This window comes from Akkermansia muciniphila (genome assembly GCF_900184965.1).
Lineage (GTDB): Bacteria > Verrucomicrobiota > Verrucomicrobiia > Verrucomicrobiales > Akkermansiaceae > Akkermansia > Akkermansia muciniphila_A.
In genome coordinates, this window is sequence record NZ_FXYA01000214.1 from 140,232 (window position 1) to 164,505 (window position 24,274).

A 24,274-nucleotide genomic window follows, 5' to 3' on the forward strand; every position below is an offset into this window, starting at 1 on the left:
CCCGTCCGGGTTCATCCGAATCAGGTTATTTTCATATGAAAGCGCCGTGTGGTTCCGCGGTGCAGGGAACCCGGCCGTTCCTCCATGACATGGTCAATTTTTTCTTTTTACCTTCTCACGGCGGGAAAAAGCTTACGCCGACCTCTTCGGCTGCTTTGCCGTCAGAATGCGCCGGATGGGTTCCGCATAAAGCTCCGGCTCCAGCAGGAAGGAATCGTGTCCCTTGGTGGAAGCGATGGTATGGAACTCCGTGGGAATATGGGCGGCTTCAAGCTGCGCCGCGAAATCCTGCTGTTCCGCCGGGCGGAAACAGCAGTCCGTATCAATGGAAAAGACAAGCGCGGGAATCCCTGCGCGGCGGAAGCCTTCCAGGGCGGTTTGAAAGGTTCCGTCCGGGGTATGGTCGCGGATGTCGAACTCCGCCCACATATCCGCAATGCGGATATAGGAGTTGGCGTCAAAGCGTTCCGCGAACTTGGTCCCCTGATGAAGCATGTAGCTTTGCGTGCTGCGGGTGGGGGTCATCCACGTGAGCAGGCCGTATTGGCCACCTACCTCTTTTCTGGCGCGCTGTTCCAGCCCCTCCTGGTAAACAAATGATTTGTGGCCGATGATGCGGGCGAACGCCAGCCCTTTTTTGGGCGCCGGCCCCCGGTAATAATCTCCGCCCTGGAAATCCGGGTCAAGCTCAATAGCCAGGATTTGTTCGAACAGGGACAGGCGGTGTTCAATGGAAGCCCGGTAACCGGAACCGATGGAAATGAAGCTCCGTACCCGTTCCGGGAACTGGCACGCGAAGCTGAGGGCGATCAAGCCGCCCACGGAGGGACCCATAAGATGAACGCGTTCTATGCCCAGGCTGTCCAGCAGAAGGGCCTGGAAGCGCGCCTGGTCTGCGACCTCCACATGCGGGAAGCGGGAGCCGTAGGGCTGGCCGTCCGCAGGGCATGGGGTAGCGGGGCCTGTGGTGCCGTAGCATCCTCCCAGGTAATTGGCGCAGATAATGCAGAAGCGGTCCGTGTCCAGCGGCTTGCCGGGGCCGATGATGCTGTTCCACCAGCCTTCGTGGTTTTCCGGTTTCCAGAGGGAGCCGGTGCCCGGGACTTCCGGATTGTAGCCGTAGGCGTGCTGACTGCCGGAAAGGGCATGGAACAGCAGGATGGCGTTGTCTTTTTCCGGCGTCAGGCTTCCGTACTGTTCATAGGCGACGCATACCTTGTCCAGTGTAGCTCCATTCCTCAGGGAGAATGAATTGGACAGATGCAGGAATTTGGTTTGGACGGCAGGAGGCTGCATGGTTGTACGGAAAGATGCTTGGTCAGCAAAAAAAGACCGGCACCCGGCGGGCGGCGGTCTTCTTGAAATCTGTGCTGGGCCAGGGAATTACTTGACGCCCTTTTTGGAAAGGCGCGTACCTGCCGTAGCGCCCTGGCGGGCCTTGAACTTGGGATTGCTCTTGCAGATCACATACAGCGTGCCCTTGCGCTTCACGATTTGGCAGTCTGCGTGGCGGCGCTTCATAGAGGCTAAGGAAGAAAGAACTTTCATGGTGTATAACTCCGGTTTGGTGTTCGGTTCGGGAGACGGAATATACCGATTAGTTAAGAATTGTAAAGTCATTTCTTTGCCAAAAGTAAGATGCGGTCTCCTCGGGGATGCTTTTGTGAGGAATATGCCGTGGGCATGGATGGCTTTGAATTCCGGTCCGGCGGAACAATTTTGAGAAGACATGATTTATCCGAAAAGATAAAGTGCGGGAATGGGGGCAGTCGGGGAATAAAGGGTTTGTGGACCGGAAGGGATTCGTATAACATCTTTTCCGGTTTCCTTATGACTGATTCTTCCTCTTCTGATTCCACCCCGGCTTCCCGGAATGCGTTTGTTCATCATCTGGGAATGAAAGGGTTTCTGCTCATGGAAGGGCTGTTGAAGCTCGTGGGCATGAAAACGCTGTACCGTCTGGGGCGCGTGGCAGGGGCCGTGGCGTGGCATTTGCTTCCCCAGCGCCGGAACATTGTGGAAAGAAACCTGCGCATCGTTTTGAATCCGGCCCTGCGCGGAAGGGAATTGCAGAAATTAAGCAGGGAAAATTTCAAAAGGACTATTGCCAATTTCCTGTGTTCCGCGAAGACGGCCACCCTGACGGATGAGCAGCTGAAACATTGCGTGACGGTCGGAGGGCACGAACAGTTTGCCGCGCCTGTGCTGGAAGGGCGCGGGCAGGTCTGCGCCATAGCCCATTCCGGCAACTGGGAAGCGCTGGCGAGAATACGCGCGTTTTACCCGGAGGTGGAGCGTTACGGGTCCATGTACCGCCAGTTTGACAATCCGCTGATGGAGGAATACGTGTACCAGCGGCGCACGGAACGTGGAACTCAGATGTTCTCCAAGGAGGGCGGCATTAAGGCGCCCATGAAAATGCTCAAGGAAGGAGGGGCCCTGGGCGTGCTGAGCGACCAGTTTGTATGGGAGGGGGTGTATGTCCCCTTCTTCGGCAAGGTGACCGGCACGACTCCGCTGCCCGCTCTGCTGAGAAAAAGGACGGGCGCGGACATGGTGGCCATAGCGGTGCGCACGGACGCTCCCGGACACTGGATAGCGGATATGGGGAATGTGGTGGATTTTTCCGGGTCGGACGGCTCTCTGGCGGGAGATACTATTGAAGTGAACAGGGGGCTGGAAACGTTGATCCGGGAATCCGTGCTGGATGTGTTCTGGATGCACCACCGCTGGAAATCCGTTGACCGCTTTGCTCCGCAGGATAAAAAAACGGCTGCGCTTCTGGAAAATATGGAGCTGAAGCCGTACCGCATTCTGGTAGCCGTTCCCGGGGCGCTGGATGAAGCCCTGGCGACTGTTCCCCTGATTCGTGCCCTGAAAACCGTCCGGTGCGACATGCAGGTGAACGTCATCTGCCCGTCTGCCCAGCTGGGGATATGGAAGACGGTGCCGGAAATTACCCATGTGCTGCCGCACGATTCCCTGAAGCAGCTTCGGGAAGCTTTGGCGGCAGATGAATTTTACAATGAAGGCCCGCTGGATCTGGGCGTCATGCTGGATGGAGATATGGAAACCCTGAAAGCGCTGGAACCGTATGGCCCCATGATGTTCTCCGGGCTGGACACGCATCCCGGCGCCCGGAAATACAAATTCCGGGTAAAGGCCCCCGTCCTGCGCGCCGCCCCCCCGGTGCACCGGGTGCAGCTGTATCTGCAATTGGGTGGGCTGCATGGGCTGGACGTCGGCAAACCGTCTTTGTTCCCTGTGAAAAAAGCGGCCCCGGCGGAAGGCGCCCCCATTTTAATTGCTCCGTTTTCCCGTCTGGGGAGCGCCAGTGAATGGAGCAGGGAGCAGTGGACGGAGCTGGTTTCCCTTCTGCCGGGCAGGACGGTGCTGGCGGCTTTGGAAGAAGACCGGGAGCGCGCCGCCGCGCTGGCGGAACATTTGAATGTGGAGCTCGCGGTGGGAACGCCGGAGGCTCTGTTCTCCGTGATGGACGGCGCTGCGGCGGCGGTAGCCGTGGATGGCGATTTCCCGTCCCTCTGTTCTTTCCGGGGGCTTCCGGTGGTGACTCTGTTTTCCACCCGGCTTCCGGATGTGTACCGCCCTATGGGCACGTTCAACCGCTCCCTTTACAGCCACCAGTGCTGTTCCCCCTGCTTCCGGGAGACATGTGACCGGGATGTCCCCTGCAACCGTCACATTGCCGTGCGGGAAGTACTGGATGCTTTGCGGGAAATTTCCGGGAAGGAATAATTTGGGAAAGGGGGGGAAGATACCTGTATCCGGGGTTTGTTGCGGTTGATGGCGCCAAGGCGCGCAAATCCGGTTAATGCACGCAATCCGGAAAGCCTTCCCGCCGGAAAACGGCGCGTACCTGTTCCACAAGTTCTGCGGACGGTTCCGGGACGTCCTTCAAGGTATAATCCAGCTTCAATTCGTCCCATTTGAATCTCCCCATCTGGTGGAAAGGGAGCACGTCCACGCGTTCCACGTTGCCCAGGAGTGCCGCATGGCGGGAGAGTTCCTCAATTTCTTCCAGATTGTCCGTAACGCCGGGTACCAGCACATACCTCAGCCACACGGGCTTGCGGAGGGAGGCCAGGCGTTCCGCAAACTCCAGCGTAGGGCGCAGTTCCCCGCCTGTCAGGGCGCGGTACCGTTCCGGATTCCATGCCTTGATATCCAGCAGGACCAGGTCCGTATCCGCCAGCATTTTTTCGTCTGCATTCGCGCCCAGATGGCCGGAGGTGTCCAGGCAGGTGTGCAGCCCAAGCTTCCGGCAGCCTTTCAGCACGGCGCCGGTAAAATCCGGCTGGAAGAGGGGGTCCCCGCCGGAGAGGGTAACGCCGCCGCCCGCCGCCTGCAAAAAATCCCGGTAACGGGCTATTTCCCTGAGGACATCATCCGCGCTTCTGGTCCGGCCCCGCCGCACGTAGGAGGTATCCGGATTGTGGCAGTAGCGGCAGCGCAGGCTGCAGCCGGACAGGAAAAGGACGAAGCGGATGCCGGGGCCGTCCACGGTGCCGCAGGATTCCACGGAATGAACCAACCCGGTGACGGAGTTTTTCCCGTCCGGGTCATGGTTTTGTGGAAAAACCTGCGGCATCCGTTTGTCTTCCGGGTTAGCGGGTGTGGAAGGTGCGGTTGATGACTTCCTGCTGCTGTTCCCTGGTCAGCTTGATGAAATTCACGGCATAGCCGGAAACGCGGATGGTAAGCTGCGGGTATTTTTCCGGGTGGTCCATGGCGTCGAGAAGCGTTTCCCGTTCCAGTACGTTCACATTAATGTGGTGGCCTGTAGCGGCAAAGTAGGCGTCCAGCAGGGAGACGAGCTTGACGCGGCGTTCCCGTTCCTCCTTGCCCAGGGCCTGCGGAACGATGGAGAAGGTGTAGGAGATGCCGTCCAGGGAGTCGTCATAGGACAGCTTGGCTACGGAGAGCATGGAGGCCACGGCTCCGTTCCTGTCCCTGCCGTGCATGGGGTTGGCGCCGGGGGCGAACGGTTCCCCGGCGCGGCGGCCGTCCGGCGTGTTGCCCGTCTTTTTGCCGTACACCACATTGGAGGTGATCGTCAGGATAGACTGGGTGGGCAGGGAATTGCGATAAGTGTGGAGCTTGCGCAGTTTTTCCATGAAATTGCTGACCAGGCTGCATGCTATGTCGTCCACGCGCGGGTCATTGTTCCCGTAACAGGGGAATTCCCCTTCCGTCTTGAAGTCCACAATCAGCCCTTCTTCATTGCGGATGGCTTTCACGGTGGCGTATTTGATGGCGGACAGGGAGTCCGCCGCCACGGAAAGCCCGGCGATTCCCGTGGCCATCGTGCGCAGGATTTCCGGATCATGCAGCGCCATTTCAATGCGTTCATAGCAGTATTTGTCGTGCATGTAGTGGATGATGTTCAGCGCGTCAATGTAAGTTTTGGCGAGCCAGTCCTGCATCTTGTCGTACAGGGCCATCACTTCATCATAGTGGAGAACTTCCTCCGTATAGCGGGGGGAGGGCGGGGCCACCTGCTTGCCCTTGAGTTCATCCACGCCGCCGTTCAGGGCGTAAAGAAGGCACTTGGCGAGGTTGGCGCGCGCTCCGAAGAACTGCATCTGCTTGCCGATGCGCATGGCGGACACGCAGCACGCGATGCCGTAGTCGTCGCCCCAGTGCGGACGCATCAGGTCGTCGTTCTCGTACTGGACGGAGGACGTTTCAATGGAGACCTTGGCGCAGAAGCTTTTGAAGGCTTCCGGCAGATCCCGGGACCACAGAACGGTCAGGTTCGGTTCCGGAGCCGGCCCCAGGTTGTACAGGGTCTGCAGCATGCGGAAGGAGCTGCGGGTGACGAGGGTGCGCCCGTCCTCTCCCATGCCGCCGATGGATTCCGTCACCCAGGTGGGGTCTCCGGAGAACAGATTATTGTAATCCGGCGTGCGGATGAAACGGACGATGCGCAGCTTCATCACAAACTGGTCGATGATTTCCTGAGCTTCCTCTTCCGTGATGAGCCCCTGTTCCAGGTCGCGGGTGAAATAAATGTCGAAGAAAGTGGAAACACGGCCCAGGGACATGGCCGCTCCGTTCTGTTCCTTCACGGCGGCCAGGTAGCCCAGGTACGTCCATTGCACGGCTTCGCGGGCGTTTGCGGCGGGGCGCGTGAGGTCGCAGCCATAGGAGGCGCCCAGCTGGGCGAGTTCTTCCAGGGCGCGTATTTGTTCGCTCATTTCCTCACGCAGACGGATCAGCTCATCCGTAAGGGGGGAATGTTCACGGTTTTTGAGATCTTTGCGGCGTTCGGCAATCAGCCTGTCTGTGCCGTACAGGGCCACCCGTCGGTAGTCCCCGATAATGCGGCCGCGGCCGTAGGCGTCCGGAAGGCCGGTGATAATGCCGGCGGAACGGGCCGCCCGGATGTCGGAGGTGTAGGCGTCGAAAACGCCTTCATTGTGCGTTTTGCGTATCTTTTTGAAAATATCCGCGGTTTTCTCGCACATCTTGAACCCGTAGGATTCCAGGGCCTGCTGGGCCATGCGCAGGCCGCCAAAGGGCATCAGGGCCCGTTTCAGGGGGGCGTCCGTCTGGAGGCCTACGACCACTTCCAGTTCCTTGTCAATGTAGCCGGGCTTGTGGGATGTGATGGAGGATACTACTTCTTCATCAGCATCCAGTACGCCGCCGTTGTCTATTTCCCGTTTCAGCAGGACTTTCAGTTCATCCCATAAACGAAGCGTGCGCTGGGAAGGTCCGGAAAGAAACTCTTCATTGCCGGAATAGGGTGTATAATGATGCTGGATGAAGTCCCGTACGTCAATGGACTCCGTCCATGCTCCCGGCTTGAATCCCCGCCATTCCTGCGGAAGGGCGGTGGATTCCGTCAAGTCTTTTACTATGCTGATCATAAATGGAATGTAGTGAAGAAGACCGGAGAAAAACGTTCCGCAACCCCTGAAAGGCCGGAAACGGCAAAACTCCGCGCCGCGTAATTATATCGTGAATTCCGGGGGACAACAAGGCTAATTCTTTGTGAACGGAATATGGGAGCGTTGGCTTGGCATGTTTCACCTGTTTGTCCGTTGCGGAACGGGAGATGAGGGGGGAAATACGATTGCGGGAAAGTGGCGGAAACAATGTATTTTTCTCCAATCCCGGCGGGGAATTTCAGGGGAGGGAGGCGTGTCCGCAAAGCCCGGGCTGCCGGCGGATGGGCTGTATCCCTGTGCCGGGGGGACGACATGCGGGGAGGTCATTGAGCGTATTGCTGAAGAAAATGGATCGCAAGTACGGCAAACTGCCCTTTCTCTGATGGAAGTAGAATAAGAAGGGGAGATCGCTCCTGTTCCAGGAGATGCCGGGAGATGGATGAAATGGAATGCATTTTGGAAAAGGCCGGACGCGGTGTTTGCCTGGGGTCTTATGATGGCGGGATTTGCCGGACGGGCAGTGGTCTTTTTTATTCCGCCGGCGGAAGTGCCGCCTGCGGTCTTGATCGCCCGGCGGGATTTGCTTAAAATGAAAACCGGTTTCACTTTTTTATCATGAAGTTCCTATCCTGCATGCTCACCATATTGCTGGTGGTTTACTGTCTGGTGTTTTCTGCATCTTCCGTTCCGGCCCCCGTGTTGCCCGCTACCCTGAAGCCGGAGCCCCATCAACGGGACCCGTATGATTGGAATGCCCGGCATGAAGCCGTTAAAAAAAGAAACCGGACCGTCAAACCTGAATACGTGATGATAGGGGACAGCATTACCCACCATTGGGGAGGAGAGCCTTCCGGTGACGGAAAAAATACGGGAGCGGGTTCCTGGGAGAAATTATTCGGCCCGCATGCGGCGACGAATATGGGTTTTGGATTTGATTATGTGGATAATGCCTATTACCGTGTGCAAAACGGGGAGCTGGACGGCATTTCTCCGCGGGTCGTCATTGTGTTGCTGGGAACCAATAATCTGGGGCACCGCAAGGATACGCCGCAGGCATGTGCGGACAATATCAGGGCTTTTGTCCGCCTGGTGCGCCAGAAATGCCCTTCTTCCAAAATTTTGTTGCTGGGCGTTCTCCCGCGGAAGGAGAAAAACCTGGCGGAACCGGTAAAGCAGACGAACAGGCTTCTGGCGGGGCTGCATAACGGAAAGAACATTTTCTTTGCCAATCCGGGAAAGGCGCTTCTTTCCGCAGACGGCGTTTCCCCGAAGAATGAATTCATGAAGGATGTGGTGCATCCCAATGCCAGGGGGTATGAGGTTTTGGAAAAGGAACTGGCCGTGCTTTTGAAAAAGCTTGATGCAAAATACCGGGGAGGGAAGCAGTAGGGAAAGCGTCCTGATGAACGATCTTTTGGAGGAAAGCGGGAATTGCGCTTGAAGAGAAAGCCCCGGTTGAGGAAATATACGGCCTTTATTTAGTTTATGAAAAACCTGTTGTTTGCATTGTTGACCGGTTCCTTTTGTTGCTGTTATGCCCAACAGAAGGCTGCACCCGTTCCGGAGCCTGAAGTTGTCGCCATTCCGCCGGCTGACGCGGGGCGCGGCCTTATCCGTGTGGACTCCCGTGAAATACGCCATTATTCCGGTACCCGCAAGGAACCGGATTACCTGGTGAGCAGGGATAACGGAAAAACATGGGAAATGAAGGCCGCTCCGGCCGGCTATCCTCCCAACTACGGCGGCATTCCCAAGGAATCCCCGGCTATTGTGCGCAACCCTCTGACCAGGGAATTCATTCGTGTGCAGCCTATCGGAGGCTTTGTTTTTCTTTCCAGGGGCGGGCTGGACGGCAAGTGGCTTGCCGTCACGAATGACGGCAAACTGGAAGAAGACTGGAAAGACCCGGAAAAGAGGAAAAACCTGAAAAAACTGGGCGGCATTATGCGCACCCCCATTTTTGTGAACAAGGGACGCAGGGTGATCGTGCCGTTCCACAACATGGGCAGCGGCACCAAGTTCCATATTTCCGATGACGGGGGGCTGACCTGGCATGTATCCAGGAACGGTGTGACTTCCCCCAGACATGAAGCCAGGCCTCCCCACCAGGGCGTCAGATGGTTCAACAATGCCGTGGAAGCCACGGTTTTGGAAATGAAGGACGGTACGTTGTGGGCGCTTGCCCGCACTTCCCAGGACCAGGCGTGGCAGGCTTTCTCCAGGGATTTCGGGGAAACATGGAGCAGCCCGGAACCTTCCCGCTTTTTCGGCACCCTGACCATGAACACGTTGGGTCGCCTGGATGACGGAACCATCGTTTCCCTGTGGACGAATACGATGCCCCTGCCTGAAAACGCTACAGCCGGCAACGGAACGTGGGAGGACGTGTTCACGAACCGTGATTCCCACCACATTGCCATGTCCGGGAACGAGGGCAAAACCTGGTACGGGTTCCGGGAGATTATCCTGGACGAACACCGCAACCATCCCGGCTATGCTACGCTGGATGGTCCGGAAGACCGCGGCAAGCACCAGAGCGAAATGGTGCAGCTGGACAAAAACCGCATCCTTATTTCCCTGGGGCAGCATAAAAACCACCGCCGCCTGGTTATTGTGGACCGCCGCTGGGTAGGGGCCAAAACGCGCGCCACGCAGACGGGGAAAGATTTGGATTCCCAGTGGACCATTCATACTTATATCCCCCAGAAAAAAGGCCATTGCAGTTATAACCGCAAGCCTTCCGCAGAGCTGGTCCCGGACCCGTCCGGAGGCGCGAAAAAGGTTCTGCAAATCAAGCGTCTGAATGATCCCGAACTGGTCAATGAAAAATCCAATGTGGATTACCGGAACGGCGGAGCTTCCTGGAACTTTCCGAACGGAACTACAGGGTTGGTCAAATTCCGCTTCCGTGCAGCGGACGGGGAGCAGGCGGATGATTCCGGCCTTCAGGTCTCTCTGACGGACCGGCTGTTCAATGCCTGTGATTCCACCACAAAGGATTATGCCCTGTTCACCTTCCCGATCAGGCTGAGACCTGCGCCCCATCTGTTGCTGGGGATGAAAAAAGTGCCTTTCACGCCCGGCGCGTGGCATGAAATTTCCCTTCTGTGGCAGGGGGCTCAGGCTGTGGTGTCTTTGGACGGAAAGAAGGCCGGAACGTTGAAGATGGCTAATAAATCCCCCAACGGAGCCAGCTATATTCATTTCATCAGCACCGGTTCCCAACCGGATGCCGGCATTCTGCTGGATACGGTGAATGCCCGGGTGAAGTAAAGAGCGGCGGGATTCAGCGGTTTTCCTTCTTCGGCAGCGGCGGAGCGCTTAATTCCGGCAGGTATTTCAGCACCATTTGGAGATGTTCGTTTGACCGGCTGCCTGTCCGCTGGAGGGCTGTGCGTCCGTGTTTGTCTCTCAGGGAGGGGTTTGCGTGGTGGTCTAGCAGAAGACGCGCGATACCCAGTTTCAGCCGGTCCAGGGAATCGTCTCCCAGCAGCATGCCCTGGCAGCACGCCATGAGGGGAGTTTCTCCTGCGGCGTTTTGATGGTTGACGTCCGCTCCCTTGCTGATGAAGAGACTGACCAGCTCCCTGATTTGAGGGAGGTAGGACACATCAATGAAAGCCAGCTGGCGGCACAGGTTCAGCAGGGCCGTATCCCCCGCGGTTTCCGGCAGGGTTGTGGACGCGGGCATGGCCGCATTCACGTCCGCTCCGTATTCCAGCAGAATATGTGCTGTTTGCAGTGCGGTGTTCGGAGTGTTCAGATTCAGGGAAAGAAGGGGAGGGGCCATCTCCCCGCGGAAATTGGGATCATACCCGGCTTCGCAGAGCTTGCGGATCAGCCGTGGGTATCCGGCGGCCGCGGCCCAGGTGAGAAGGCTTGTTTTTTGGCCTTTCAATTCAGGCTGGAGGGAAATATCCGCACCGCATTTCAGGAGAAACAGGGCCGTTTCCTCATAAGGCGCTCCTCCAATGCCGGACACGCAGGTGATGACGATGGGCGGCCAGCCCAGCGGCCCCGGTTTATTCACATCCGCACCGTGTTGAATCAGGAGATGAATGCAGGAGAGCCTGTTATGCACCGGCAGGGGAATGGAATCGTCCATGCCTGGCTGGCAGGCGTAAGTCAGGGGGGTATTTCCCTGTTCGGAGTTCGGGATGGAGGGAAAAGCCTGTTGCGGCAGGATAATCTGAACGTTCGGGTCCGCATGGCGCTGTAAAAGGCGGTTCAGCAACTGCACTTCTCCGAGCCCGGCGGCAAGATGCAGCAGGGTTTCATGGGAGGGAGTGATGCAGCGGCCGTCTGCGCTTTCCGCCGTGTTCCGTATCATCTGAAGCCGTTCCCTGATTTCGTCCTGCATATATTGGCGCATGGAAACCTCGGAGAACATGTGCCAGTCAATATGGCGTGAATTGAGGGAAAGCCCGCGGTAAATGAAACGTTCCGGATTCCGATGGGCTGTGAAGTTCGCAGCGGTAAGAATTTGTTCTTTTTCCGATTTTGTCCAGATGGGGTTGAAATTCCATTCCACGGAAGAAGAATTATTCCTGTTGAGCCAGAAGATAGCGAACCCTGCGGCAAGAGGGGCAAAAAAGCTCAAAGCTCCAAGAAACCAGAGAGTTTTCTTTCTTAAAGTCATGTGTATCATAAGCAGGGGTACTGCGAAACGCCATGATGCAGGAATCCATAACTACGGGCAATGAAAAAATCGTATGAGTAAAGAATGCCCGGGGCAAATGAGGCGGGAATTCGGGTGGCGGATTGCAAATCCGGAGGAGAATTTTTTCCGCTTTATCTAGGAAAAGAACCCGTGGATAAAGCGAATTACGAAGGAAACGGAAAATATGGTGTCATGACCTGGCTTTCAAAAAAGTTATGGGGTTTATGGCGTGGATCATTTAGTTCCAGTTATTTGAATTGTATCCGGATTTGCAATCCGGTATAATATGTTAGATATTGCAGATGTGCTGTTGATTTCAAATTATTTGCATTTGTCGTTGTTGCAATCACGGTAAAATAAAGGAAACGGAGGTTGATGGAAGAAATGGAAAGTTTCCCGTAAGACGAAGGGGAAAACTCTATCTCCGCTGTTGGCCCGCTGCTTTCTCCTTTCATAGTCCGGTCCGTGCTGTCTGAAGCCGCTCTTGCCTTGGAAGAGAGGACAAACGATGATTCTGGCAACGTTATGGATTCCGTCAAACTTATTGCGTCCGATATGGATGGGACGCTGCTTAATGGAAAGGGAGAGCTGGACCCTGCGTTTTTTCCCTTGTTTAAGGAGCTTGAGCTTCGCGGCATTCGTTTTGCGGCGGCAAGCGGACGCCAGTATGACGGGTTGCTACGAACCTTTGCCCCTGTGGCGGACCGGATGCTGTTCATTGCCGAGAATGGCGCCTATGCGGCGGAGGGGAGAGAAGAGTGGCTGCTTCTGGATATGGATCATGAAACGGTAGCCGGTTTGATTGCCGGGATCAGGCGCATTGAAGGGACCTGCATCGTCCTCGCAGGGCGGGATTCCGCATATATTGAGGACAAACAGCCGGAATTCGTCCGGGAGGCCCGCAAATATTACACACGCTGTCAAGAAGTGGGGAATCTGCTGGATGTGCAGAGGGACAGATTTCTGAAAATAGCAGTGTATGATTTTCTGGGCGCCGGGGAAAACAGTTATCCCCGGTTGAAACATCTGGAACATGGTTTCCAGGTGGCGGTGTCCGGAGAGAAATGGATGGATATCAGCCGGAAAGAGGCCAATAAGGGGGCCGCCCTGGAATTGATTCAGCGGAAACTGGGAGTTTCTTCGGAGGAGACGATGGTGTTCGGCGATCAGATGAATGACGCCCCGATGATGCGGCAGGCGCGCTTCAGCTATGCCGTGGCGAATGCCGTGCCGGAAATCCGTTCCATGGCTGCTCTCGAGGCGCCGTCCAATGAGGAAAACGGAGTGATGCAGATACTTGAAAAGATGTTGGAAGCCCGTTCTCTGCAGGAAAGGGCCGGGGATTGCAGAAGACCCCGTTCCTAATTGCCAGGGAGGAATGAAATCAGGGTTATGCTGATGTTCTTGTCAGATTTTTTTGAGATGCTGGTGATGGCCGTGTTCGCTTGCATAGGCGGTTTTTTTTTGGGAATGGGATTTCTGCTGCTCAAGTTGGCGGGGATTTTTTTGGGAATATTAGCGGGGTGCATTATTTTGATGGAAGCGGCCGGGAGGTGGATGTTCCATTTGATGGGAGCATAATCCTGTTATTCGCGGCAATGAAGGGGGCGCTTCCCGTTGTCGGCTGGTGCCGCTCCGCGTTTTCACCGGAAAATGCCCGGTTTGCCTTCTGCGTGCAGGGGAAAATCTTCCCTCAGGATTCCGTTGGCGCCTCCATGAAACGGACTTGTTGCCTTTGTACTATCTGGCAGGGCGGGAGACGGAATTTCCCCGTCTCTCCCGTCAGCATGAAAGCTGTTGCCCTTTTTAGTTTTGCTTTTCCGGAATGTCTGTGGTACATCCGTGCCAGACGTCATGAATCAGGAATTTTTTTCAGTGCTCGTGCAGGTGGCGGCCGCCCTGGGGCTGGCCGGCATGATCTTGTTGCTCAGTATCTTGATGGGCAAACGTTCTTCCGTGCGCAAACCTGCGGACATCCCCTATGAATGCGGGATGATTCCCATGGGGGAAGGAGCCCCCATGTTCTCCGTGAAATTCTATATGGTGGCCATGCTCTTTGTCATTTTTGACTTGGAAGTAGTATTCCTCTATCCCTGGGCCGTCAATTTCCGGGACTATATTATGATGAATCCGGAATCGTTCACGGCCATGTGCATTTTTATCGGCATTTTGCTGGTGGCCTACCTGTATGCGCTGGGCAAGGGTGCTCTGAACTGGCACCACGATCCCCGTTGACCGTTTTTGTTCCTTCTCCCTGACGCCGTGTTCCATGAGGAATACGGCGTTTTTTTATGTGAAAGAAAAATTGCTTTGGAAAAATGGCGGGGGGGAAATATCCGTAAATCCTGTCCTTTTCCCGGATGACTTTTTTGCATGTAACATCTTATTGTATAAAAGATGATTTCTCTTGCCAGGAAAAGGGAATAGGGGTAGCGTTTGCGCAGTCAGGAAATGCAGCATGAATGTGCCTCTTCCCAAAACCACGCAAGGTGTTTACCGCCTGTCGGTCAGCGCCTTTTATTTTCTTCAGGGTTTGGTATTCGCCAGTTGGGCCTCCCGCATCCCGGATATTAAAAGCGCATTGGGGATGAACGATGCCGACCTGGGCTCCGTGCTCTTTGCCGTTCCGGTGGGGCAGATGTCCGCCATGGCGCTGTCCGGTTACCTGGTTGGCCGCTGCGGCAGCCGGAAAATACTGATGGCGGCATCCGTCTTTTATCCTGCCGTGCTTGTATGCCTGGGGATGGCGGGGTCTTTCTGGGAACTGGCGGCCGGGTTGTTTTTCTTTGGGGTAGCCGCCAATCTGACGAATATATCCGTCAATACGCAGGGAGTGGGAGTGGAACGGCTGTACCAGTGCAGCATCATGGCCCGGTTTCACGGGTTATGGAGCCTGGCGGGTTTTTTCGGCGCTTTGCTGGGAGCTGCCATGGTGGACTGGCATATCTCTGCGGAGACGCACTTCATCGCCATTTTTCTGATATGCATGATTATTCTGGCCGTTTTTTCCCCCTCTCTTCTGCCGAGGGATGCCCGGCGTTCCTCCTCCCAGGGCGGCGGCATGTTCCGGAGCATGGATGCCTATGTACTGCTCATCGGGCTGATCGCCTTCGGAAGCATGGTGAGCGAAGGAACCATGTTTGACTGGAGCGGCGTGTATTTTGAAAGCGTAGTAAACCCCGGCCCGGGGCTGGTGCAGATAGGCTACGTGGCATTCATGAGCACCATGGCCCTGGGGCGTTTTACGGCAGACCGCCTGGTGATGCGCTTCGGGCCTGTGCGGGTTCTGCGCGCCAGCGGCATCCTCATTTCCTCCGGGTTGCTGGTCTCCGTCTTGTTCCCGATGTTGTGGTCAGCCACGCTGGGCTTCCTGCTGGTGGGTTTTGGCACCTCTTCCATTGTCCCGCTCTGCTACAGCATGGCCGGGAAATCCCGGAAAATGATTCCCAGCATGGCGCTGGCTTCCGTCTCTACCATCGGCTTTCTGGGATTCCTGCTGGGGCCTCCGGTCATCGGACATATCGCCCATGCTTCTTCCCTCCGGTGGTCCTTCTCCCTGATTGCTCTGGTTGGACTGGGGACGGCTTTCATTGCCCCTTATCTCAAGAAATATAGGTAATCACTGTTAATGATATGCCTCTATTATGAACATGGTGCGTCTGGCAGGACTCGAACCTGTACGCCTTTCGGCACCAGATCCTAAGTCTGAATCTGTGTACTTATTATCAATAAGTTAAATGACTATACACACTTTGAGTTTGTCAATCTAAGTGATCCATGGGATACTCTCAACCGTGAAAAGATCCCGAAAAGACAGTACGGCTCTCATGCCTCTCTTTCCCCGAGAATGCACCAGGGAAAGAGAAAATGGCTGGTGCGCGGCATGTCGGGAGATCGTCATAATCACCGACTCTTTGATTCCTATGAAGAGGCATTGGAAGCATATCAACGACTTCAGCATCAATCATTGGACGATATGCTACTGGAGCACTTGCGAAAGCAGGAATGGTGGGAACATGTAGATGAACATGACTACAACGCCATTGTTTTATGGAGAGAATTCAGGAACATCTATGATGAAGTAACTCAGCAAACTTCTCTCCCTTTATATCTGGTTGTCCGGGAAGCGTTGCAAACCCTGAAGCAGGAAATAGCCAGTGGAGCGATTTATGGTCGGAAAGATGCTAATGGCAACTGGATGGTAACGCGTACGGACGAGGAAAATCTGGACAGGCTGGAGGAACTGACCAATTTGTTTTCTCTGACCAGATTTCTTGCCAATAAAACAGAACAGATCAAAGTCGATTTCAAAAGAAAGTTTGGTGTTCTTGCAGAACAATGTCAGACAGTTATCGGCAAGAAGCTTGAATCAAACCTGATCAAGAAAGCCCATCATGACAGCATGGTCATGGAACTGGAAAAATGGTCACAGGGATGGGAAGAGCTCCCGCTCAACCAGATAACGCCGGACATGATTGAAGAAAAGCTGGCTTCATTCCGATATCGGAAACAATCACTCAGTAATGCTACCAAACGACGTTACCGTACAACCCTGCATGGATTCTTTGTCTGGGCCCAGAGCAGGGACCTCATTGCGTATAACCCGGTTGAAAGGACGCTTGCTCCGAGAGCGGAATCTGTCCAGATTGGCATCATTTCTCCACCTGAGCTAAAGAAACTCCTGCAAGCTGCACTTGATCACGACAGAGGAATGTTGTTCCGATTAGTCTTGGCTGCCTTTTGCGGTTTGCGCCGTTCCGAATGCGTCAGAATAACACCGGATGACATCCTTGATGAAAAGGATGAAGTATTTGTCTCAGCCTCCATAGCCAAAACCGGGAAACAACGTTTTGTTCCACTCCCTGCCGCAGCCAAGGTCTGGCTTGCCTTGGCAGAGCATGAACCGTCTCCTGACGAAATTGACAGATTATACGAGAACCACCATGGACGTTGCCTCAAAAAACTGGCAGAAATTGCGGGCATCACGTTACCACGCAATGCCCTGCGCCATTCGTTCGCCTCATACGCAGCCGCCAAAACACACGATATCCCCTGGGATCCATGGGGCTCGGGCATTCGGGAACCAACATGACGGAAAAGCATTTCCGGGAAGGAGTCCGTGCTGCCGAAGGTGAAGCATGGTTAAGTGTTTTGCCGGAACAAAAGACGAGATAAATTCGTGTTTTACCACCAAGACTTGTCCCTGCAAGACCGGTAATATCGACCCCGGCAGCCTTCTCACGCAAAATCTTCGCGACAGCTTCCTTGGCGAAACCGAGTCCCCGGTATTCCGGGAGAATGCCGATGGAGTACGAGCCGATAAGTCTGCCTCCCTCCAACATTTGTTGCCATCCGACAAAGCCGGCGGCCTGCTTGGTCATCTTATCGCGAATAAGATAGACGCCGTCGTGTCCGGGAATACCGAGACCGTAGGGCCAGTAGCTGGGATCTTCGTTGTAGATGCGCTCCATAATGGCCTGCGCTTCCATGCGTCCTGAAAGATCATAAGCAGACTTTATGCCGGGCGATGGGAACGCGATATAATCGACTGTGTGCGCCTGTTTGGCCTGCATATCGAGGGCATCATTGATAGTTCCCTGCAGTTTGAGCGAAAGATCGTCGAGATTACCTGCAGGTGGGGCTCCGGATTTACTTGCTGCTGGAACTATACCTGGGGAAGGAGCAGGGTGTTCGTGACGGGACGCCGGACAAGCTGATTGGCTGGCCTGGGTGGGCCTTGATGTGGAGGAGCCGAAGCGTACTGGTCGAGATCGTCATCGCTGAAATCTTCATCCGGGTCGGCAGTATAGCCAGCTGGCGATGAGCCTGTGTTTGCGTAGGATGCTTGCGCTTCAGCCTTCGGAGCGCCCTCGGTGGCAGGAGGAACAACAGCATTTGCAACAGATGAACCTAGCAGTACACCGCTGAGATCTCCAGCTCCCATTCCAAGGATACCGGTCAGTGCGGTAGCTGTGTCCCCTGCTCCGAGATGTTTTGCCAAGTGAGCGGCTCCTGCACCGCCGCCAAGAGCTCCTATAAAAGTGTCTCTTTTGGCGGGTGTACTCTACGATGCTGGCCTTGCTCATCTTCGGGGGGCCTTGATTGGTTTACTTAGCTGGACTTTTTGCTCATGCCTTCCATCGTCCTCATATTTTGAGGCAACCAATAGGTTTTTCTCTTCCTTCGATTTTTCTCCAGCGTCCTGGCTCATGAGTCAACACGTTTGCGGGCTTATACGGACGAAAGCGTTTGACAATTGGTCCTTGCCTAAATATATAAATCGAGAAACATGCGATATACGCCCAGCGCATGAGCCGTCTTTAGAAGTTCAAGAAAGAAGGGGATGACGAGTGGGTGAAGGCTGGTATCACAGCTGATTGTAATAAGAAGGATTCGGAAGCATGATTACAAATTACCATGCAAGTTACTACGCGCATGAATTGAGCCGGGTCGGCGGCACCGGTGTCGACCGTCTTGGTCGTGCGCTATTTGATGCATGTGTAGACCTGAATCCTCACCAGATTGAAGCAGCCCTTTTCGCATTACGCTCCCCCCTTTCAAAGGGTGTACTGTTAGCTGACGAGGTTGGCCTTGGCAAGACCATCGAGGCAGGTCTTGTGCTATGTCAATACTGGGCGGAACGCAGACGAAACATTCTGGTAATTAGCCCAGCCTCTCTCCGGAAGCAATGGGCGCAAGAGCTCTCCGAAAAGTTTAACCTGCCATCCATCATTCTGGATGCAAAAAACTATAAGGAGCAGCAAAAGCTTGGGAGGGCAAATCCGTTCAGGGACAAGCAAATCATTATTTGCTCTATGCATTTTGCCGCCAGCCGGGCAGAAGATCTCAAAGAGATTGTCTGGGATCTTGTGGTTATTGATGAAGCGCACAAGCTCCGTAATGCCTACCGGGAAAGCAACCGACTGGGCCAGCGTATCCGCTGGGCAATAGAAGAGCGCAAAAAGCTCCTTCTGACGGCAACTCCGTTGCAAAACTCCCTTCTCGAACTCTATGGCCTTTCGACCCTGATCGATGACAGGTTGTTTGGTAACTTGGCATCTTTCCGAACGCAGTACATCAACTATGGCGGTGATATCTCTAGCCTGAAGGAACGCTTAGGCGCATTCTGCTGGCGTTCACTTCGCAGCCAGGTCATCGAATTCGTGCGCTACACCGAACGCAAGCTCATTACCAGGCCGTTCAAGCCTACGGAGCAGGAGCACAAACTATATGAGGCAGTTTCCAGCTATCTCATGCGAGACGAAACCTATGCTCTCCCATTCGGACAGAAACATCTCCTAATACTGCTTGTTCGAAAAGTTTTGGCCTCCTCGCCCCACGCCGTTGCCGGGACACTTGAGATCATGCGTGATCGCCTGCTGAAACTGATGGACGAAGCCAAGCAGAATGCAAGTGCTCTGGATCTGTTGATTTTCGGTGAAGAAATTGATGACGACCTTCTTGATGAAATTCTCGAAGACCAGGAGGATACATCTCTGGACGATGAAACCCCAATGCCAGAGAAAACACATGAGCCGCAGATCAAGAAGGTCAATCTGGAAAAGCTCAATGCCGAAATTAACGAGCTGACCGACTATATCCGCTGGGCCAGAAGCCTCGGTATTGATACAAAAACCCGAGCACTCCTAAAGGCTTTAGATATCGGCTTCAGTGTCATGGATGAAATGGGCGCGGCCAAAAAGGTCGTCATCTTTACCGAATCCCGGCGAACCCAGAGCTGGCTGAAAGATTTCCTCGAAGGGAACGGCTATGCCGGTCAGGTTCTAACCTTCAATGGCACCAACAAGGATGATGCTTCCGGCAAGATTTATCAGGAGTGGCTTGTTGCCAATAAAGAATCAGGTAGGGCAACCGGCTCTCGTCAGGTAGACCTCAGAGCTGCAATCATTGATCGTTTTCGTGACCAGGCAAGTGTGTTGATCGCGACAGAGGCCGGTGCTGAAGGCCTTAACCTTCAGTTCTGTTCCGCCATCGTTAACTTTGATCTGCCCTGGAATCCTCAACGTATCGAACAGCGGATTGGGCGATGCCACCGTTACGGACAGAAACACGACGTGGTCGTTATCAACTTCCTCAACGAGCGTAACGAGGCCGACAGGCGTGTCCATGAACTGCTGGAACAGAAATTTAATCTGTTTACCGGAGTATTTGGTGCCAGTGATGATGTTCTCGGCTCCATCGAAGCCGGTATGGATTTTGAACGCCGCATTCTGGAAATCTACCAAGGGTGTCGAAGTGAAGAAGAAATTCAGTCTGCGTTCGAGAAGCTGCAGAAGGAACTGGACGAACAGATCCAGACCAAGATGCGCGACACACGGAAAATGTTGCTGGAGCATTTCGACGAGGATGTACACGACCGCCTGAAAGTGAATCTAGATGGGACTCAAGAGCGTCTCGACCGTATTGGCCACTTGTTTTGGGCCGTCACACGGCACACATTGCAAAATCATGCTACGTTTGACGATCAGGACTTCTCCTTCACCCTGCAAAACAGCCCGGTCGCTCATGTTTCACATGGTCGTTATCACCTGATTTCCAAAACTCAGGAAAACGTGCCCGGCGAATACCTGTATCGCCTGAACCATCCACTAGGGGAATACGTCATTCATGAGGCTTCAAAGCGACCTTGTCCGCCCGCTGAAGTTGTTTTTGATATTTCCGGGCACTCTACCCGCATCGCGGTGGTGGAGCGCCTCAGGGATAGATCCGGCTGGCTGAGCCTCCAGCATATGCACATCGAGTCATTCGATTCCGAGGAATATCTGCTTTTTTCGGGAATGGACGATGCAGGCAACAATATTGACCAGGAAACCTGCGAAAAGCTGTTCAACTGCAGCGGTCAGGTTCGTAGCATTGCCGAGATTCCGAATTCTGCCAAAGAACGCCTCATGGGGGATCAGGTGCGCCATGCCAAGGCAACCCTGGCCAAAAACCTGGAGGAGAACAACCGTCACTTCTCCGAGGCCCGTGACCAACTCGACAAATGGGCCGAAGACATGGAAATGGCGACGCAAAAAGAATTGGACGATACCAAACGTCAAATCCGCGACTTGCAACGGCGCAGTCGCCAAGCTCCCACCATCGAGGAGCAGCACAACCTGCAGGAAGAAATAGCCAAGCTTGAGCGTAAGAAACGCGCCTTACGCGAACGTATTTTTGAAATAGAGGACGAGATTGCTGAAAAGAGGGACCGCCTCGTGGAATCTCTCGAAAAACGTATGCAACAAAAAACAACTGTCACGCCGGTGTTCACCATCCGGTGGAGCGTAATTTAAGGAACCAGGAGATAACCATGCCATCTACCGAACAACTTCGCAGCCGCCTTTTGAAAAAGCTTTCCGAGCTGTTTCAGCTCGACCAGCCGGACCTCGATTTCGGCTTTTACCGCATCATGCATGCCAAGGCGCAGGAAGTTCAGGAATTCATCGCCACTGACCTGCTGAAAATCGTGGCAGATGCCTTCGGTGATGTGGACGAGGCCCGCAAGGCCGAGCTACAGGCCGCCTATGAGAAGACCATTCAGACCGCCAAGGATTTTGGCGCTCCCAATCCGGAAGAGACCGAGCCAGTCAAAAAGGCCAAAGACGCTCTGGAAGCTGTCAAGGATATGGCCAGCGCCGAGGCCGATGTGTATGACCACCTGTATCGCTTCTTTGAGCGCTACTACGACGATGGCGACTTTATCTCCCGCCGCTATTACACCCGGGAGACATCCGGCAAGGCTGCTCCCTTTGCCGTGCCGTACAACGGTGAGGAAGTAAAACTGCACTGGGCCAATGCCGACCAGTATTACATCAAGAGCACCGAGTATTTTTCCAACTTCACCTTCGATTTGCGGCAGGCGCAAGAGATCCGCGCTCTGCGACAGCAAAATCAGATCGGTATCATGCTCGGTGCCGAGGACGGTTCCCCGATTAAAGTCCACTTTCGCGTCGTTGAAGCCACCGAGGGCGAGCATGGCAACGTCAAGGCTTCCGAGGCCAACAAGCGTTTCTTCATTCTGCATGCCGAAAATCCCGTCGCCTTGACCGAAACCGGCGAGCTGGTCGTCAATTTTGAATACCGGCCCGACCCGGAAAAAACCGGACAAGAAAACACCTGGCGGGACAAGCGCAACGCCGAGGCGGTGAAGACCATACTGGAGCGTCTCCAAGCCATGGCTACTGCTGGTGGCGAACACGAAAAACAGGTCGCAGAATATTTGCGTCTGTGCAAAGTCCCCGCTCCGACCGACAGCAACAAGGAGCGCCCCGTGCTGGCCAAGTACGTGAACCAGTACACCGCCCGCAACACCATGGACTATTTTATCCATAAAGACTTGGGCGGCTTTCTGCGACGGGAGTTGGACTTCTACATTAAGAACGAGGTCATGCGCCTCGATGACATTGAAAACGCCGAAGCTCCGGCGGTCGAAAGCTATCTGGCCAAGATCAAGGTGCTGCGCAAAATCGCGGACAAACTGATCGACTTTCTGGGCCAGCTTGAGGGTTTTCAGAAAAAGCTCTGGCTCAAGAAGAAGTTCATTATTGAAACCAACTACTGCATCACCCTCGACCGGGTTCCCGAGGAACTCTTCGCGGAAGTGGCGGCCTGTGATGCGCAGTGTGAAGAGTGGATCAAGCTGTTTGCCATCGACGAGATCCAGGCCGATCTGCACAGCCCAGGGTTCTCACGGCCTTTGACGGTCGAGTTCCTCAAGGCCAACAACAAGCTGGTGCTGGATACCCGCTTTTTCAATGACAGCTTCAAGGCCCGTCTGGTGGCGTCCATTGAGAACTTCGATGAGCAGTGCGATGGCCTGCTGATAAATGGAGACAATTTTCAAGGAATGACTTTAATTCTCGAACGATACGCAAAGCAGATTCGCCTTACTTACATCGACCCACCATATAACACGGGTGGTGACGATTTCATGTATAAAGATGCCTACCAACACTCTTCTTGGCTTTCGTTTATCCAGAGCAGAGTTTGCGCATCAATACCCCTACTTGCCAAAACATATAACTATATATCAAGTATAGATGATGAAGAGGCAGCTAAACTGAGGCTTCTTTTTGAGGAAATTCTGTCACATGATAATTTTGTTGCCGATGTTGCGTATGAACGATCAGGAAGTTCTGGACTGGGTCAAGGTGGGAAGATTGTTAATACAAAGGAGCATATCCTAGTTTACAGCTCAGACAAGTCTGCTATGAACGATGTACAATATGAGCGAGAAATAGAGTTTGAGACACTGAAACGCTATAACAAAATACTCAGCAATGCTGGCGATCGTGAGCTTGTGGAGTCTTTTGTGGCACCATCAACCGGGGAAGATGTCAAGATATATCGTCACGAGAACTTCCAGATAGATACAATATCACTTCGCAATTTCGTTGAGCGCAAGGACGAGATTAATCGAGAGTATATCTCTAATTTTAGGAATGTTTTTAGATTAACTAGTGTTCAGAAGGAAAACGAGTTTCAAAATAGAATATTATCATTATGCAAAATTGGACTTTATTCAGCGGACTATCTTGTATCAAGAGGACGTTTTGCTGGGAAAAACATTACGCTCTACTATTTTAATGGTCAGATATTTGTTTGGCTACGTGATAGTGCAAAGCTTGATGGGAATACAATACTCAAAGAAAACAAAATTACTGACCATTGGTCACATGGAGAAATTCCAAAAGCAGACTTAGCAAACGAAGGTGGAGTAACTCTCTCAAGAGGGAAAAAACCTGAACAGCTGATGAAGCGCCTCATCGAGTGGTGTTCAAACGAACGAGATATTATCTTGGATTACTTTGCAGGGTCAGGCTCTACTGCAGCTGTTGCAATGAAACTTAGAAGAAAATTCATTGCCATCGACGCAGAGAAATACTTCGACGACAAAAGTATTCTTCGAATCAAAAATGTTTTTGGTGGAGATAAATCAGGGATTTCCAAGCAAACTGAATGGAAAGGTGGAGGGCTTTGTAAATACCTCCGTCTAGAATCCTACGAGGACACACTCAACAACCTGCGCTTCGACCATAATTCCCAGCGTAAAAAGGCGGTGGCGACCAATCCTGCGCTCAAGGAAGACTACATGCTCCGTTACCTGCTGGATGTGGAGACACGGGGTAGTCAGTCGTTGCTCAATATAGACGCCTTTGCCGATCCTTGCCGCTACACCCTGGATGTCAAGAAGCCGGGAACGGACGAGTACGCCACCCGTGCGGTCGATCTGATCGAGACCTTCAACTATCTGATCGGCCTGCGTGTGCTGCACATCTCTGTGCCACAGACCTTCCAAGCGACCTTCAAGCGCATTACGGACCCGGAATTACCCGAAGACCAGAACACCAAGCTGGTGGTGGATGGCCGCATCCGTCTGGACGAAAACGGCCCATGGTGGTTCCGCAAGGTCGAGGGCTGGGTACCTAAGGACCCGACCAATCCCAACAATGGCCAGCAGGAAAAGGTTTTAGTTGTCTGGCGCAAGCTCACCGACGACATCGAGCAGGACAACCTGATGCTGGATGAATGGTTCCAGAAGAATCGCATCAGCACCCGCGATTTCGAGTTCGACACCATCTACGTCAACGGCAGCAACAATTTGCCCAATCTGAAGCTGGATGACGAGAACTGGAAGGTCCGCCTCATCGAAGAAGAGTTTATGAAACGCATGTGGGATGGCGAGAACGCATAAGAA

At 53.9% G+C, this 24,274-nt stretch carries 17 protein-coding genes; 11 read left to right on the forward strand and 6 right to left on the reverse strand.

Going from position 1 to position 24,274, the window contains the following annotated elements:
- Positions 1-132: 132 nt before the first annotated feature.
- Positions 133-1,296 carry a homoserine O-acetyltransferase MetX gene (metX, locus tag CI070_RS10510; protein WP_094135792.1) on the reverse strand — a complete coding sequence of 388 codons (1,164 nt, stop codon included), beginning with the start codon at positions 1,294-1,296 and terminating at the stop codon, positions 133-135.
- 87 nt (positions 1,297-1,383) lie between these two features.
- Complete coding sequence (gene ykgO, locus CI070_RS10515) at positions 1,384-1,548, reverse strand: type B 50S ribosomal protein L36 (RefSeq protein WP_065529996.1); 165 nt, start codon at positions 1,546-1,548, stop codon at positions 1,384-1,386.
- A 282-nt stretch (positions 1,549-1,830) separates the two neighbouring features.
- On the opposite strand from ykgO, the gene CI070_RS10520 reads away from it, so the two are divergent.
- Entirely contained in the window at positions 1,831-3,756 is a 1,926-nt protein-coding gene (locus CI070_RS10520; RefSeq protein ID WP_179218324.1) for an LpxL/LpxP family acyltransferase, read from the forward strand.
- A gap of 73 nt (positions 3,757-3,829) precedes the next feature.
- Here CI070_RS10520 and pflA read toward each other — a convergent pair whose 3' ends face one another.
- Both pflA and pflB read right to left on the reverse strand, forming a co-directional pair.
- Entirely contained in the window at positions 3,830-4,609 is a 780-nt protein-coding gene (gene pflA / locus CI070_RS10525) for a pyruvate formate-lyase-activating protein (RefSeq protein WP_094135796.1), read from the reverse strand.
- A 16-nt stretch (positions 4,610-4,625) separates the two neighbouring features.
- Positions 4,626-6,893 (reverse strand): formate C-acetyltransferase, encoded by a 2,268-nt coding sequence (gene pflB / locus CI070_RS10530; protein WP_094135797.1) that lies wholly within the window; start codon positions 6,891-6,893, stop codon positions 4,626-4,628.
- A 460-nt stretch (positions 6,894-7,353) separates the two neighbouring features.
- Between pflB and CI070_RS13205 the strand changes: the two genes are divergently transcribed.
- The 3 genes from CI070_RS13205 (at position 7,354) to CI070_RS10545 (ending at position 10,187) form a co-directional block, all read left to right on the forward strand.
- A complete protein-coding gene (locus CI070_RS13205) occupies positions 7,354-7,533 on the forward strand; it encodes a hypothetical protein (RefSeq protein ID WP_094135801.1) in 180 nt (59 codons plus the stop codon).
- The gene (locus CI070_RS10540; RefSeq protein WP_094135803.1) at positions 7,530-8,303 is read left to right on the forward strand and encodes a GDSL-type esterase/lipase family protein; all 774 of its coding nucleotides are present in this window, start codon (positions 7,530-7,532) and stop codon (positions 8,301-8,303) included. The genes CI070_RS13205 and CI070_RS10540 overlap by 4 nt, the downstream gene beginning before the upstream one ends.
- A 96-nt stretch (positions 8,304-8,399) precedes the next feature.
- On the forward strand, positions 8,400-10,187 hold the full coding sequence (locus CI070_RS10545) for a sialidase family protein (protein WP_094135805.1): 1,788 nt from the start codon (positions 8,400-8,402) through the stop codon (positions 10,185-10,187).
- A gap of 13 nt (positions 10,188-10,200) precedes the next feature.
- On the opposite strand, the gene CI070_RS10550 is transcribed toward CI070_RS10545, so the two are convergent.
- Positions 10,201-11,553 carry an ankyrin repeat domain-containing protein gene (locus CI070_RS10550; RefSeq protein ID WP_179218325.1) on the reverse strand — a complete coding sequence of 451 codons (1,353 nt, stop codon included), beginning with the start codon at positions 11,551-11,553 and terminating at the stop codon, positions 10,201-10,203.
- A gap of 546 nt (positions 11,554-12,099) precedes the next feature.
- Here CI070_RS10550 and CI070_RS10560 point away from each other — a divergent pair.
- The 5 genes from CI070_RS10560 (at position 12,100) to CI070_RS10585 (ending at position 16,666) form a co-directional block, all read left to right on the forward strand.
- Positions 12,100-12,939, forward strand: coding sequence for a Cof-type HAD-IIB family hydrolase (locus CI070_RS10560; protein ID WP_094135811.1), 840 nt, complete (start codon positions 12,100-12,102; stop codon positions 12,937-12,939).
- Between the two features lie 27 nt (positions 12,940-12,966).
- Positions 12,967-13,155, forward strand: a complete 189-nt coding sequence (locus CI070_RS10565; RefSeq protein WP_143245535.1) for a hypothetical protein — start codon at positions 12,967-12,969, stop codon at positions 13,153-13,155.
- Positions 13,156-13,428: 273 nt separating this feature from the next.
- Entirely contained in the window at positions 13,429-13,809 is a 381-nt protein-coding gene (locus CI070_RS10575) for an NADH-quinone oxidoreductase subunit A (protein ID WP_012420587.1), read from the forward strand.
- Between the two features lie 223 nt (positions 13,810-14,032).
- Positions 14,033-15,193, forward strand: a complete 1,161-nt coding sequence (locus CI070_RS10580) for an MFS transporter (RefSeq protein ID WP_094135816.1) — start codon at positions 14,033-14,035, stop codon at positions 15,191-15,193.
- Between the two features lie 228 nt (positions 15,194-15,421).
- Complete coding sequence (locus CI070_RS10585) at positions 15,422-16,666, forward strand: tyrosine-type recombinase/integrase (RefSeq protein WP_094135818.1); 1,245 nt, start codon at positions 15,422-15,424, stop codon at positions 16,664-16,666.
- Here the strand turns inward: CI070_RS10585 and CI070_RS13210 are convergent.
- Positions 16,557-17,147, reverse strand: coding sequence for a GNAT family N-acetyltransferase (locus CI070_RS13210; RefSeq protein WP_143245536.1), 591 nt, complete (start codon positions 17,145-17,147; stop codon positions 16,557-16,559). The genes CI070_RS10585 and CI070_RS13210 overlap by 110 nt on opposite strands.
- Before the next feature lie 828 nt (positions 17,148-17,975).
- Here CI070_RS13210 and CI070_RS10600 point away from each other — a divergent pair.
- Complete coding sequence (locus CI070_RS10600; RefSeq protein ID WP_094135825.1) at positions 17,976-20,870, forward strand: SNF2-related protein; 2,895 nt, start codon at positions 17,976-17,978, stop codon at positions 20,868-20,870.
- 17 nt (positions 20,871-20,887) lie between these two features.
- Positions 20,888-24,271, forward strand: a complete 3,384-nt coding sequence (locus CI070_RS10605) for a DNA methyltransferase (RefSeq protein ID WP_094135827.1) — start codon at positions 20,888-20,890, stop codon at positions 24,269-24,271.
- The last annotated feature ends 3 nt before the right edge of the window (positions 24,272-24,274 follow it).

Excerpts from the sequence above, each read along its gene's own strand:
- metX (WP_094135792.1), bottom strand. The coding sequence starts at position 1,296 with ATGCAGCCTCCTGCCGTCCAAACCAAATTCCTGCATCTGTCCAATTCA.
- ykgO (WP_065529996.1), bottom strand. The coding sequence starts at position 1,548 with ATGAAAGTTCTTTCTTCCTTAGCCTCTATGAAGCGCCGCCACGCAGAC.
- CI070_RS10520 (WP_179218324.1), top strand. The coding sequence starts at position 1,831 with ATGACTGATTCTTCCTCTTCTGATTCCACCCCGGCTTCCCGGAATGCG.
- pflA (WP_094135796.1), bottom strand. The coding sequence starts at position 4,609 with ATGCCGCAGGTTTTTCCACAAAACCATGACCCGGACGGGAAAAACTCC.
- pflB (WP_094135797.1), bottom strand. The coding sequence starts at position 6,893 with ATGATCAGCATAGTAAAAGACTTGACGGAATCCACCGCCCTTCCGCAG.
- CI070_RS13205 (WP_094135801.1), top strand. The coding sequence starts at position 7,354 with ATGAAATGGAATGCATTTTGGAAAAGGCCGGACGCGGTGTTTGCCTGG.
- CI070_RS10540 (WP_094135803.1), top strand. The coding sequence starts at position 7,530 with ATGAAGTTCCTATCCTGCATGCTCACCATATTGCTGGTGGTTTACTGT.
- CI070_RS10545 (WP_094135805.1), top strand. The coding sequence starts at position 8,400 with ATGAAAAACCTGTTGTTTGCATTGTTGACCGGTTCCTTTTGTTGCTGT.
- CI070_RS10550 (WP_179218325.1), bottom strand. The coding sequence starts at position 11,553 with ATGACTTTAAGAAAGAAAACTCTCTGGTTTCTTGGAGCTTTGAGCTTT.
- CI070_RS10560 (WP_094135811.1), top strand. The coding sequence starts at position 12,100 with ATGGATTCCGTCAAACTTATTGCGTCCGATATGGATGGGACGCTGCTT.
- CI070_RS10565 (WP_143245535.1), top strand. The coding sequence starts at position 12,967 with ATGCTGATGTTCTTGTCAGATTTTTTTGAGATGCTGGTGATGGCCGTG.
- CI070_RS10575 (WP_012420587.1), top strand. The coding sequence starts at position 13,429 with ATGAATCAGGAATTTTTTTCAGTGCTCGTGCAGGTGGCGGCCGCCCTG.
- CI070_RS10580 (WP_094135816.1), top strand. The coding sequence starts at position 14,033 with ATGAATGTGCCTCTTCCCAAAACCACGCAAGGTGTTTACCGCCTGTCG.
- CI070_RS10585 (WP_094135818.1), top strand. The coding sequence starts at position 15,422 with ATGCACCAGGGAAAGAGAAAATGGCTGGTGCGCGGCATGTCGGGAGAT.
- CI070_RS13210 (WP_143245536.1), bottom strand. The coding sequence starts at position 17,147 with ATGCAGGCCAAACAGGCGCACACAGTCGATTATATCGCGTTCCCATCG.
- CI070_RS10600 (WP_094135825.1), top strand. The coding sequence starts at position 17,976 with ATGATTACAAATTACCATGCAAGTTACTACGCGCATGAATTGAGCCGG.
- CI070_RS10605 (WP_094135827.1), top strand. The coding sequence starts at position 20,888 with ATGCCATCTACCGAACAACTTCGCAGCCGCCTTTTGAAAAAGCTTTCC.